This window comes from Affinundibacterium amnicola (assembly GCF_014284275.1).
Taxonomy (GTDB): domain Bacteria; phylum Pseudomonadota; class Gammaproteobacteria; order Burkholderiales; family Burkholderiaceae_D; genus Undibacterium; species Undibacterium amnicola.
In genome coordinates this window covers 69,679-81,727 of record NZ_JACOFU010000003.1, presented here as the reverse complement: position 1 = coordinate 81,727, position 12,049 = coordinate 69,679, and the positions used below count along the sequence as shown (strand labels likewise).

At 47.4% G+C, this 12,049-nt stretch carries 11 protein-coding genes; 9 read left to right on the top strand and 2 right to left on the bottom strand.

The genetic code is table 11. The features are described 5' to 3' along the window. Positions 1 to 189 precede the first annotated feature (189 nt). Both H8K33_RS08375 and H8K33_RS08370 read left to right on the top strand, forming a co-directional pair. On the top strand, positions 190 to 918 hold the full coding sequence (locus tag H8K33_RS08375; RefSeq protein ID WP_186890576.1) for a hypothetical protein: 729 nt from the start codon (positions 190 to 192) through the stop codon (positions 916 to 918). Between the two features lie 111 nt (positions 919 to 1,029). Beyond that, positions 1,030 to 1,593 carry a papain-like cysteine protease family protein gene (locus tag H8K33_RS08370; protein WP_186890575.1) on the top strand — a complete coding sequence of 188 codons (564 nt, stop codon included), beginning with the start codon at positions 1,030 to 1,032 and terminating at the stop codon, positions 1,591 to 1,593. 134 nt (positions 1,594 to 1,727) lie between these two features. Here the strand turns inward: H8K33_RS08370 and gcvA are convergent, their stop codons facing one another. Further along, positions 1,728 to 2,612: a transcriptional regulator GcvA gene (gcvA, locus tag H8K33_RS08365; protein ID WP_186890574.1), complete on the bottom strand. Its 885-nt coding sequence runs from the start codon at positions 2,610 to 2,612 to the stop codon at positions 1,728 to 1,730. 438 nt (positions 2,613 to 3,050) lie between these two features. Between gcvA and H8K33_RS08360 the strand changes: the two genes are divergently transcribed. The 7 genes from H8K33_RS08360 (at position 3,051) to H8K33_RS08330 (ending at position 11,669) form a co-directional block, all read left to right on the top strand. Next, the gene (locus H8K33_RS08360) at positions 3,051 to 4,052 is read left to right on the top strand and encodes a 2-dehydro-3-deoxygalactonokinase (protein WP_186890573.1); all 1,002 of its coding nucleotides are present in this window, start codon (positions 3,051 to 3,053) and stop codon (positions 4,050 to 4,052) included. A 125-nt stretch (positions 4,053 to 4,177) separates the two neighbouring features. Then, the gene (locus tag H8K33_RS08355) at positions 4,178 to 4,570 is read left to right on the top strand and encodes a RidA family protein (protein ID WP_186890572.1); all 393 of its coding nucleotides are present in this window, start codon (positions 4,178 to 4,180) and stop codon (positions 4,568 to 4,570) included. Positions 4,571 to 4,615: 45 nt separating this feature from the next. Further along, positions 4,616 to 5,797 carry a hypothetical protein gene (locus tag H8K33_RS08350; RefSeq protein ID WP_186890571.1) on the top strand — a complete coding sequence of 394 codons (1,182 nt, stop codon included), beginning with the start codon at positions 4,616 to 4,618 and terminating at the stop codon, positions 5,795 to 5,797. After that, positions 5,798 to 6,571, top strand: coding sequence for an SDR family oxidoreductase (locus tag H8K33_RS08345; protein WP_186890570.1), 774 nt, complete (start codon positions 5,798 to 5,800; stop codon positions 6,569 to 6,571). 687 nt (positions 6,572 to 7,258) lie between these two features. Then, on the top strand, positions 7,259 to 8,587 hold the full coding sequence (locus H8K33_RS08340; protein ID WP_186890569.1) for a sugar MFS transporter: 1,329 nt from the start codon (positions 7,259 to 7,261) through the stop codon (positions 8,585 to 8,587). A 21-nt stretch (positions 8,588 to 8,608) separates the two neighbouring features. Next, positions 8,609 to 9,928, top strand: coding sequence for an amino acid deaminase (locus H8K33_RS08335; protein WP_186890568.1), 1,320 nt, complete (start codon positions 8,609 to 8,611; stop codon positions 9,926 to 9,928). A 280-nt stretch (positions 9,929 to 10,208) separates the two neighbouring features. Beyond that, on the top strand, positions 10,209 to 11,669 hold the full coding sequence (locus tag H8K33_RS08330; protein ID WP_186890567.1) for an N-acyl-D-amino-acid deacylase family protein: 1,461 nt from the start codon (positions 10,209 to 10,211) through the stop codon (positions 11,667 to 11,669). 57 nt (positions 11,670 to 11,726) lie between these two features. Here the strand turns inward: H8K33_RS08330 and H8K33_RS08325 are convergent, their stop codons facing one another. Beyond that, positions 11,727 to 11,996 (bottom strand): FUSC family protein, encoded by a 270-nt coding sequence (locus tag H8K33_RS08325; protein ID WP_186890566.1) that lies wholly within the window; start codon positions 11,994 to 11,996, stop codon positions 11,727 to 11,729. Between the last annotated feature and the right edge of the window lie 53 nt (positions 11,997 to 12,049).

The window sequence follows — 12,049 nt, the reverse complement described above, 5'->3', positions numbered from 1 at the left end:
CATGTCACTGCGATTGAACTTCATATAAATCCGCATAGTTCTTTTTCGTTTAAGTCAGCTTTTACACAATCAAAAATCCCTTGTAATGCGAGCACGGTGTGCAGGTTCCAACCGTAGACAAACAAAAAACGCTTTGCCTTTTTGCGCAGGTGTTTTATCTATCCACACATTTAAACTAGGAAAACAGCGATGAAATTTCCCTTGAAAACTTTAGCGATCAGCATAGCCATGTTGACGTCGATTCCTGCTTTCGCCCAAGGTGCTAGCGGCACACGGCTTGCCTTTGACGCACAAGCAGTCGCCAAAGCGTCTGCCGCCAAAGAACCAGCTGGTTTGCGTAATGCAGCGACTGCTGGCTTACGCACATTAATTTCTGACATCAGCAAAGACATTAAAAATGGCGAACTACCCGAAGGTTTTCCCTTCGATGTGAATGATATTTCGGAATTGAAAAACGCCACGCTAGGACTCGGCTTTGAGGTGTATTCCGCGCATCCACAAACCTTATTAGCCGGTGGCAGACCATTTGATCAAATGCTGATGGGTACTGGCGTCTGGAATTTTGTTGTACTGGTAGACAAAAACCCAGTAGCGCTGCTCGAACTGGAAAAGCTCAATGGTAAATGGCAAGTGAATGGTGCGGGTGCGGCGAAATTAGCGCAAGACGTACACGTATCAACACAAAATCACGCGGGCAAAAATGCTTTCCGCTTTATCCGTATTTATCAAGCAACCGCTGATTTTATGGAAGTAAAAGATATGGAAGGCCGCGCACGTTTTGCACCGCTACTCGCCGCCCGTCAATCTTTGCGCAGTATCCAAGGTGTCAACGCGGATACACCTCTGGCAGCGAGCCAAGATGTACTGCCAGCCTTGCAAGATGCAGTACGCAATCATCTTGAACGCTTTAGCAAGTAAGCAGCGAAGCTTAAGTAACAAGGCCCTGGCAATAAAACATCAATAACCTATTTGAAAAATCACAGATCTTGATCGTGATCATCAAATTTATTTCGTTCCGGAGACAAGAACATGAAAAAAATAATTCGTCGTTTACAAATTCTTTCCATACTAGGTGTGTTGGCGGTTAGCAGTTATGCGTCAGCACAAACTAAAAATTTGAATGTACCTTTGCGCGTGCAAGAGCATAGCCAATGGTGCTGGGCGGGTGCCAGTCAGATGGTACTCAATTTTTTCGGCAAGACGCCTAGTCAATGTGCCGAGGTGAACTACGCAATTGGCATCAACTACGCTTGTGGCAATACAACATTTAATTGGAATAGCACCGCCAACCAACCCAAGCCAACCAATACCATCACCTATATTTTGAACGGTTGGGGTGTCAGTTCGTCTGTAGTTGGTCGTTTATCGCAAGCCAATTCCACTGCAAAAATCAATGCGAATCGCCCGTATGTTTTGCTATGGCAATGGACTGGTGGTGGCGGCCACTTTGTGGTCGTGAAAGGCTATACAAATAACGGTGCGACTTTGTATATCAACGATCCTTGGCCTGGTAACGGTGCGTATGTTAGAACCTACGCCAGCACGGCTTCTGCGTCTGATCGCTATTGGTATAACACCGCTGTGACAAATTAAATGACTTGTCTAAACACAGTCTTGTAAATTTATTCGTCCAATGAAACCTGCGCGCAATGGAATTTTTTCTTTCTATTGCGCGTAATGCTTATCACGCTTCTATTTAAAAGATTTCGACAAGGCGGTCAACGGGATCAACGCGATTGTGCCTCGCTGATCAGCCATTGGTGAAAAGCTTGAAATGCCGCGTTCTCTTTCATATCCGCCGCGTAGATCAAATAGTAATCGAGACGTAATGGAGTCTCGACATTAAATGGTCGCACTAATCGACCCGCAGCAATATCGTATTCAACCAAGAGAGCCTGTCCTAAGGCCACACCCTGGCCATCAATCGCTGCTTGCAAAGCCATCAACGCCAAGGTAAACAAAGGCCCTTTGCGCACGTCTTTATCATTCACACCTAAAGTTGAAAACCATGATTGCCAGCTTGGGTAGTCTGGATCATTCATGGCACTGACTTCATGCAATAACGTCTGCTTACTGAGATCTGCCGGTTGCACCATATTTTTGGCGATTGCAGGACTACACACCGGAAACACTTCGGTCGCGATAAAAGGCTCTATCCGAAAATCGGCAAACTGCGTGCGACGAAAGTCGATTGAGATATCACAATCACGATAACTACGATCCACTTCTGAGACGATTTCTACACGAATATGTGGATGACGATTGAGAAAACGATAAAGCCGTGGCACTAACCATTTGGAACCAAATGAGGGTGGCACACCCACTCGAAGCAAGACATTATTGTCGTTCAGCAGCGTATCAGTGGCTTGTTGAAAAATCTTAAAACCTTCGCGAATACGCGGCAGATAACGCTCGCCAGCCTCGGTCAGTTTCAAAACATTATTGCTACGTTGAAATAGATCCAACCCTAAAAAATCTTCCAGTAATTTAATTTGATGGCTAACAGCGGCATTCGTCACATGCAATTCTTCCGCCGCACGCGTGAAGTTTAATCGCCGTGCAGCGACCTCAAAAACCTTCAATGCGTTTAATGGTGGAAGACGTTTAGACATAATACCCTCGTTGAAAACCGATACCATATCAGAACTTCATTTAATAAAACTTAATGAAAGCTTGAAATTTAATTGTCGTACCCAAAAACCGACGCGCGCAAGAAATTAAGTAAAATGTAGCTGCATTTTATGAATAATTTAATAATACAACAAACACATCGGTATACCACGCAAGCAAGGGAAAGGCAGCAAGGATAAGCTTCTTATCAGCCTGATCAGCGAGAAAAATGCTTTTCATTTAGTTTTTTTTAACGACATCTCAAATATTCCTCGCTTGCTCACTCATGCTTGCACCGTTAAGCTGCTAGACATCTGATTAAGTTGCACTCACGACATACATTGACAATGTGAATGACACCATCATTCACACGAACAATGTACGATCAATCCAAGATAGGTCGTGCGGCACACCCCAATTTCATTTAGGTCTTATTTGACATGACTCATATCATTACCATCGATACCGGCACCACCAATACACGCGTCACTTTATGGCAAGACAATCACGTGCTGGCACATGAGGCTTGTGAGGTTGGTGTACGCGACACCGCCATCACTGGTAACCGAGAAAAGCTACAAACTGGCGTTCGCAATACCATCAACAAAACGCTGGCGAGCGCGCAAGTCGATGCAGAGCAAATCGATCTTGTGATCGGTTCTGGCATGATTAGTTCCAATGTCGGCTTATTTGAATTACCTCATGTATTGGCACCCGCTGGTTTGCAACAACTGGCACGTGGCATGGTGTCGGTGACGATTCCCGAAGTGTTTTCAAAACCAATCTGGTTTGTCCCTGGCGTGCGTAATGTGGTCGACAACATCGGCTTACATAATTGCGAAGCGATGGACATGATGCGCGGCGAAGAAGTCGAAGTCATGAGTGTGATTGATCAACTCGGCATGACAGGTCCCGCCATGATGGTGATGCCAGGCTCACATTCCAAGTTTGTTTGCATCGACGATAAAAATCGCATCACGGGTTGCGTCACTACTTTAGCTGGCGAACTGATGTATGTGATCACCCACAATACCATTTTGGCGCAATCTTTAGATTCGCAATTCGCGACATCGATCAATCAAGAAATGCTCTTAGCTGGCGCGCAATCGGCGCAGACCATAGGTTTAGGGCGCACATGTTTCAATGTACGTACCCTTGATCAATTCACGATCTACGAGCGCAATGACCGTGCAAATTTTCTACTAGGTGCAATCCTTGGTGCCGATTTACTGACATTAAAAAACAGCACGGCCATCAAAATGATGCCAGGCACACCAGTTGTCATCTGCGGCAAACCGATCATGAAAGAAGCCCTAGCGATTCTCATCAACAACGATGATTATTTTTCTGGAAAAATCACCGTGGTTTCAGACGAAACACAAGCCCATCTCGCAGGACGCGGCGCAATCCTAGTTGCATCCGCACGGGGCTTGATCAAGTGATTGAATCAGACAAAGTAAATTGGGAAATTTACCCGCACGACGGTGAATGACGAGAACTCGCGAAGCAAGTATGCTTCATCCCGACAATCAACAACGGAAACAATTAAATTTTTAACGAGCACAACATGACAAAAGAAATCACCCGCTTCGGCAATATTCCATCAGGTGCAGGCGGTCAACGTCTACCTTTCTCGCCCGCCGTTCGCGCTGGTGATTTCGTGTTTTGCTCTGGACAAGTGGCAATGAAAGAGAATGGCGAGATTGAAACCGGTGGCATCGAATCGCAAACGCGTCGCACCATGGAAAACGTCAAGAAAGTATTGGCGCTAGCGGGTTGCGAATTAAGCGATGTCGTCAAAGTGAGTGTATGGCTGGATGATACACGCGACTTTTGGACTTTCAATCGCATCTATACCGAATATTTTGGCGACAATCCACCAGCCCGTTCCTGTGTGCAATCCGCCATGATGGTCGATTGCAAAGTTGAGATTGAAGTCACTGCCTACAAGCCGATGTAATCCCACTGAAATTAGCAACAACGCCAGCTCAAGGATGCCCACACGATGGCCTACCGCTCTCTTTATACTTATGCTTGGGATATCGCCGACATTGGTGTCACCCAATTCATCGATGATATGCTCAACATGGGCATCACGGATGTGACAGTCGCAACCGCCTATCATGCTGGCAAATTCATCCGCCCTCATGCAAAAAATCCACCGCGCGTGATTTTCCCTGAAGATGGTGTGACCTATTTCGATCCTGATCTTCAACGCTATAGCGAAATTCAGCCACAAGCACACAGCGATGAAACCCTACTTGCGGTACTCCCAGCGCTGTTGAAGGATGGCAGATTGAAAGTACATGGCTGGACCGTATTACTTCACAACACACGCCTTGGCACTGAGTTTCCACAATACACGGTCAAAAATGCATTTGGTGATCCTTATGTTTATAGTCTCTGCCCTATGCAGGCAGCAGTGTTTGACTACGCGGTCAATCTCTGCACAGATTTAAGCCATCAACATGCATTGCACAGTATCGTTTTAGAAACCCCAGGCTGGCAGCCTTATGGCCACGGCTACCATCATGAATTTGCCCAGGTGGCGAGCAATCCATGGTTAGACAATATGCTGGGCATGTGTTTCTGCGATGCCTGCAAATCAGCGGCAAAAGATAAAGGCATTGCCATCGACGCCTTGCAAACCCGCGTGCAAAACAATATTAGCAATTACCTTGCACTACCCGCCGATGCACAAGCAGATCAAGCTGCTAGTTGGACACAAGCTGAACTTTTGACAGATCCTGAACTGTTAGCCTTCATCAGCATGCGTCAAGATCGCGTCACCCAATTAGTCAGCGCCATTCGTGCTGCGATTCCAAGCAATTGCGAACTGGCAGTGATACCGACAGTACAACGCCCAACAGCGGCTTGCTGGAGCGAAGGTAGTGATCTAAAAGCTTTGTCCGAAGTCGCAGACTATATTGAAATTCCTTTCTACGAACCGACTGCCAGTCGCGCCATCGCGGATGCATGGGAAAGCTTGCGTCAAATTGGCAAGCCAGAAAAAATACGCGCGATCTTACGACCAGGCTTACCCGATCTCAATCAAGGCGCAGATTTAGCACCGGCGATGAAAGGCATACAAGCCTTAGGCATTAAGGATTTTGCGTTTTACAACTATGGACTACTGCCGCAATATCAGCTCGACCATCTAGCAAATACGCTCAAGGAACAAGCATAAATGACACGCAATATTCTCATCACTGGCGCCTGTGGAGGCATCGGTCGCGCACTCTGCCAAGCCTTCGTGAACGCAGGTGATCACGTATATGCACAAGACCGTGAGACTGCGCAATTAAACGATTTAGTTGAGCAACTTGGTGCGGATAAATGCACCGCCGTACTTGCCGACATCACCAATGCAAATCAACTTAAACAAGCTTTAAGTGCAGCCGTCGCAATCCACGGCGATGTTCATGTCTTAGTCGCCAATGCAGGCGCTGCCCAAGCATTGACTTTGCAAAGCACGACCGAAGAAAGTTGGAAGCAAGACATGGATCTCAATTTAAACGGGACTTTCCATACGGTCGAAGCGGTGCGTCCAGCCATGCAAGCGGCGGGCAAAGGCAATATCGTCATTATCGGCAGCGTCAACGGCATGAGCTCGTTCGGGCATCCGGCGTATAGCGTGGCGAAGGCAGGTTTAATCAGTTATACCAAGGCACTGGCGATGGAGTTTGGTCGCTTTGGGATACGGGCAAATATGGTTTGTCCAGGCACGGTTAAGACACAAGCTTGGCAAGCACGCGTAGATAAAAATCCACAGGTGTTTGAGGATTTGAAGAAATGGTACCCATTGCGCGATTTTGCAACGCCTGAGGATATTGCAGATGCTGTCATGTTTTTAGCGTCTGATGCAGCGCGTGTGATTACTGGGGTGGTATTGCCGGTGGATGGTGGATTGATGGCGGGGAATCAGGTGTTTGCTCGGGAGTTGACGCAGGAGGAGATTTAGGGGTTGGGTTGCTGCACGGTCTGTAGGTCGGGTGTGGCCTGACAGCCAGTTACCTTTTTTGCTTCGCCAAAAAAGGTAACCCAAAAAAGGCGACCACGCTGCCACTGCCCTTCGGGTGCCCAATTGTGCAAGACAAAAATGGGGAGAGTCAGAAACTCGCTACGCTCAAACATCTGACTCTCTTTTTCCCATTTCTGCCTAGCACAATTGGCAGTGTCAGAAGTGGAACAGCATTAAAGTCAAAAGCAACGGCAACACCAAAACAATCAATACCGACAGACGTTCAATTTTCTACTTGCAGTTGTAGGTCGTTGCTTTTGAATTTGTTTTTGACTTTGTTTTTGACCTCCCCCCGTTTGAGACGATGTAATTTGTGCGTGGCAGAAAATGGGATCAGGGTTGCGAATGTTTGAGCGTAGCGAGTTTTCGCAACACCCCATTTTTTGACTTGCACAAATTATGCTGAAGCGAAGCGTAAGCACCCCGTAGGGACGAGTCTACGGTCGCCTTTTTTGGATTACCTTTTTTGGCGAAGCAAAAAAGGTAATTGGCTGTCGGGCCACACCCGACCTGTGAACGTCGATCAATCGAAGCATTAAAAAATATGAAGAAGTAATCAAATACAACCAACAAACCAAAAGAGACACTCTCAACCCACCGAGAACCATCACAAAAAACGGAAAAACCATGACCAACAACGCACCAACCCAATCCAAAAAACAAGTCGTAGTCGCCATGTTCTTCATCGCCCTACTCTTCTTCATTCTCGGCTTCGTGACTTGGCTCAATGGTTCTCTAATTCCCTTCCTCAAAATCGTCTGCGACCTAAACGACTTCCAAGCGCTCTGGGTTACCTTTGCTTTCTACATTGCCTACACCGTGATGGCGCTGCCATCTGCAGCGGTGCTCAGTCGTATAGGCTATAAGAACGGCATGACCGCCAGTCTTGGTGTCATGGCGATCGGTGCGCTGATGTTTATTCCAGCGGCAAAAACCAGCTACTACGGCTTATTTTTACTCGCCTTATTTACACTCGCCACTGGCATGACCTTGATGCAAACAGCGATTAATCCTTACATCGTTTGCATAGGTTCACGTGAAAGCGCGGCGATGCGTATCAGTATCATGGGTTTATTTAATAAAGGGGCTGGCATTGTTGTGCCTATGGTTTTTACTGCGCTGATCTTATCTGGCATCGATCAAAGTACCACCTCAACGGCGGCATTGGCAGCGATGGATCAAGTCGCACGTGAAGCTTTGCGTGACGATCTCGCCGCTCGTTTGGTAACACCTTATATTGTGATGGCGATTGGTTTAGTGATCTTCATGGCGATCATTCATTTTTCTTCTTTACCAGATCTCAATTTAGAGAATGAAGACAACGGTAGCGATAGTGGTACTACTCGATTTGGCGTGCTGCAATTTCCGCAGTTAGTATTAGGTGCGATTACGTTGTTTGCCTACGTCGGTGTTGAAGTCATCGCTGGCGATACGATAGGTCTGTACGGACAACATCTTGGCGTAGAACATTTCTTGAAACTCACTTCTTACACCATGGGTTTTATGGTGTTGGGCTATCTATTAGGTGTAGTCGCTATCCCACAATTTTTATCACAAAAAAGTGCACTGATCTTGTCGGCCTTAAGCGGCATCCTTTTCACCGCTGGTGTCGCGATGAGTTCGTCTAACGACACTAGCATCGCACAAGCCTTAGTTGGCTGGGCTGGTGTGCCCGTCGTTCCTAATTCCGTCATGTTCTTGGCACTGTTAGGTTTTGCCAATGCCTTAGTCTGGCCTGCAGTTTGGCCTCTAGCGCTTGAAGGCTTGGGCAAGTACACTGCGGCAGGATCTGCCCTATTAATCATGGGCATTGCGGGTGGCGCAATTTTACCGATGGTGTATGGTCACTTTTCCGATACCAGCGGCGCACAAAGTGCTTACTGGGTGATGTTGCCTTGCTATGCGATGATTTTGTTCTATGCGCTCAAAGGCCACAAGATCACCAGTTGGAAATAAACTTTTTTTACTTGAATCTCCATGTCAAATCTCAGTTCGCTTGATCTCAGTTCGCTCAATCACCAAATGCTACAGCCCGGCACCAAAGGCTTAGCATTAACGAAGCCTTTGCAACAACAAGACATTGCCAATCAACATTGGAATGTCTTGAACGCTGACACAAGCTTCCCAGTCGCGGTATTGAAGCAATCCGCCTTGCAACATAATTTGCAATGGATGAAGCAATTCTGCGCAAGCATGCAAGTCGTGTTAGCACCACATGGCAAAACCACGATGTCGCCACAGCTATTCGATATGCAATTGAAAAATGGCGCATGGGGAATCACGCTAGCGACCGTCAATCAAACTTTGATAGCTCATCGCTTTGGTGTGAAGCGTGTTTTGTTAGCCAATCAATTAATCAACCGCAGCGATACCCAAGCGATATTGGCATTAATGCAGGCTGATCCTGAGTTTGCGTTTTTCGCCTTAACCGACTCACTCGATGGCGTCGCCCGCATGTCTGCGCAAGTGCAAGCATCTGGTCTGAATCGCCCCTTACCTTTATTGGTCGAACTCGGCTTTGCAGGTGGGCGCACGGGTTGCCGCAGTCAAGCAGATGCCTTAGAGGTCGCTCGTGCGATTCATCAAAGTCCTTATTTGCAATTAGCGGGGATTGAGGGCTACGAAGGTTTGTTAGTCGGCAAACATCGAGATCAAGATTTAGTCGCTGTCAAAGCCTTCATCAATGATCTGATCACGCTCACCAAGCAAGCCGATGCTGAGCGTTTATTCGGCAGCGAAAACATCTTGTTATCGGCTGGTGGCTCGGCGTATTTTGATTTGGTTGGGCGCGGTTTTGAACACGCATTGCAACTATCGCGTCCTGTCACTGCCATTTTGCGTAGCGGTTGTTATGTGACCCACGATCATGGTTTCTACCATCACTTACTGCATGAAATGCAGGCACGAGAAAGTGCCGTTGACGTGGATAATTTACGCCCAGCCTTAGAAGTTTGGAGCATGGTGCAATCGCGCCCAGAACCTGATCTGGCGATCCTAACGATGGGCAAACGCGATGCGTCTTATGACATCGATTTACCGTTTCCAGTACAAACACACAGACCGGGAAATGCATCGGCACCCATCGATTTGCCAGTTGGCTGCAAGATAGAAAAAATGAATGACCAACATGCGTATATGCGTTTACCAAAAGATAGCGAGATCTGCAAAACCCTGCAAGTCGGCGACCTAATCACCTGCGGTATTTCTCATCCGTGTACGACTTTTGATAAATGGCCGGTGATACTAGTAGTTGATGACAACTATCAAGTGCAATCTGCAATTAATACTTTCTTCTAAACCGAAACGTGTGTGACGCTTCATAAACACTATTCAAACTAAAAATTAGCTGCAATCCGACGAGTTATGAAGTTCCCGCCCTTTCAAGGGGCGGGTTAGGGTGGGGATGGGTTTGATTTGAGAAAGAAATATCGTCAATTACTCGATTAGACCCATCCCCATCCCGACCTTCCCCTTGAAGGGGAAGGAGAAAACCGAAGTATCTCAATAGCCTTTATTCTGAATTGTGTTTGTGAGATGTTATTCACTCCACTTCATATTTTTGATTGGCACCAAAACCATGACGAAGCCAACCTACGACATCATCATCCGCAACGCCGACGTCATCGATGGCAGCGGCACCGCACCCTACCGTGCCGACATCGGCATTGCCGATCAAAAGATCGTCGCGATTGCCCTTGCACTCAGTTTGCAAGGATATGAAATTCTAGATGCCACTGGCTTAGTAGTTGCCCCAGGCTTTATTGATGTGCACACCCACGATGATAGAGAAGTCATCGATGCGCCAGCGATGTTACCCAAACTCACACAAGGCGTAACGACCGTCATTACGGGCAATTGCGGCATCAGCCTATCGCCGTGGCTCGCCGACAAAATACCACCAGCACCGCTGAGCTTAATTGGCACACAAAAAGACTACCGTTACGCCAGCGTACAAGACTACGCCAAAGCAGTGAAACAAGCACAGCCCGCAGTGAATATTGGCATGCTGATTGGTCACTCCACTTTGCGTGTGAATGCTGTTGCCGATTTACAGCGCGGCGCGACAGAAGACGAAATCAAGGTCATGCAAGACTTGTTAGCCGAAGGCATGCATGCAGGTGCATTGGGCTTTAGTTCTGGTCTTTTTTATCAGCCCAGCAAAGCCGCCGACAATACCGAAGTCATCGCTTTAGCCAAAATTAGTGCCGCTGCTGGTGGCGTTTATACCTCGCATATTCGCGATGAATACAATGGCGTGCTCGATGCCTTAGGCGAAGCATGTGACGCGGGCAAAGAGGCACAATTACCCGTTATCCTCTCGCATCACAAATGCGCAGGCCCCGCCAACTGGGGCCGCACCGCAGAAACATTAGCTTACGTGACCGAGCGCCGTAAAACGCAGGCCGTCGGACTCGACGCCTACCCTTACACCGCAGGTTCCACCGTGCTCGATCCCGATTATGTCGATGGCGTCATCCGCATCATGATTAGCTTCTCGCAACCGCATCCAGAAATGCAAGGACGCGACCTGGCCGACATCGCAGCCGAATGGCAAGTCGATCAAAAGACAGCAGCGCGCCGCTTGCATCCAGCTGGGGCTGTGTATTTTCAAATGCGTGAAGACGATGTGGAACGGGTCTTGAGCTATCCACACACCATGATAGGTTCAGATGGATTACCACACGACAGCCATCCACACCCACGCTTATGGGGCGCATTTCCCCGCGTATTAGGACACTACAGCCGCGACAAAAAATTATTCACTTTGACTGAAGCAGTACGTCGCATGACGACGCTATCCGCCGATTATTTTGGGCTAAAGCAACGCGGGCGTATTGCCCTTAATTGCTGGGCGGATTTAGTCGTTTTTGATCCAGCAAGCATCTCCGATCAAGCGACGTTTGCATCACCAAAACAAGCCGCAACGGGCATACATTGGGTACTCGTCAATGGTGAAATTGCATTGGCAAATGCGAAGCCAACCGCGAACCGGGCTGGTCGTTTTTTAGATAGACAAAGTGAACGCTATCCTACGTAAGTAGAAATAGCACGTGCAGCGCAAGAACTTCAAAGAAGCTTTACTTCACGCTTATCTTTACGACTTCGAATTTTTCGTTGTACGTTTCGATAGATAGAAGAACGCAAAACCCGATGCCACACTAACGATCCCGATTCCCAATCCACGCCAAAGCCGTTGAATAAAATCGAAATTATTGGGATTGAGTAGTGCAAAAATCAAAAAGACAGATAAGGGTAGGATCACTGACAAAGCCCAATAGCCTCGTTTAAGCAGCCAAGGCAGCAAAGACATTGACAATAGAAAGAGCACCAAAGTCTGCGCAGGTAAAAAAAATGTTTTATCCATCTTGCTCGCCAATATCGTTAATCAGAATTCAATAACCATAGCTGAATTTTAAT

Coding starts and splice junctions, on each gene's coding strand:
- H8K33_RS08350 (WP_186890571.1), top strand. CDS start 4,616: ATGGCCTACCGCTCTCTTTATACTTATGCTTGGGATATCGCCGACATT.
- gcvA (WP_186890574.1), bottom strand. CDS start 2,612: ATGTCTAAACGTCTTCCACCATTAAACGCATTGAAGGTTTTTGAGGTC.
- H8K33_RS08325 (WP_186890566.1), bottom strand. CDS start 11,996: ATGGATAAAACATTTTTTTTACCTGCGCAGACTTTGGTGCTCTTTCTA.
- H8K33_RS08370 (WP_186890575.1), top strand. CDS start 1,030: ATGAAAAAAATAATTCGTCGTTTACAAATTCTTTCCATACTAGGTGTG.
- H8K33_RS08375 (WP_186890576.1), top strand. CDS start 190: ATGAAATTTCCCTTGAAAACTTTAGCGATCAGCATAGCCATGTTGACG.
- H8K33_RS08355 (WP_186890572.1), top strand. CDS start 4,178: ATGACAAAAGAAATCACCCGCTTCGGCAATATTCCATCAGGTGCAGGC.
- H8K33_RS08330 (WP_186890567.1), top strand. CDS start 10,209: ATGACGAAGCCAACCTACGACATCATCATCCGCAACGCCGACGTCATC.
- H8K33_RS08360 (WP_186890573.1), top strand. CDS start 3,051: ATGACTCATATCATTACCATCGATACCGGCACCACCAATACACGCGTC.
- H8K33_RS08335 (WP_186890568.1), top strand. CDS start 8,609: ATGTCAAATCTCAGTTCGCTTGATCTCAGTTCGCTCAATCACCAAATG.
- H8K33_RS08345 (WP_186890570.1), top strand. CDS start 5,798: ATGACACGCAATATTCTCATCACTGGCGCCTGTGGAGGCATCGGTCGC.
- H8K33_RS08340 (WP_186890569.1), top strand. CDS start 7,259: ATGACCAACAACGCACCAACCCAATCCAAAAAACAAGTCGTAGTCGCC.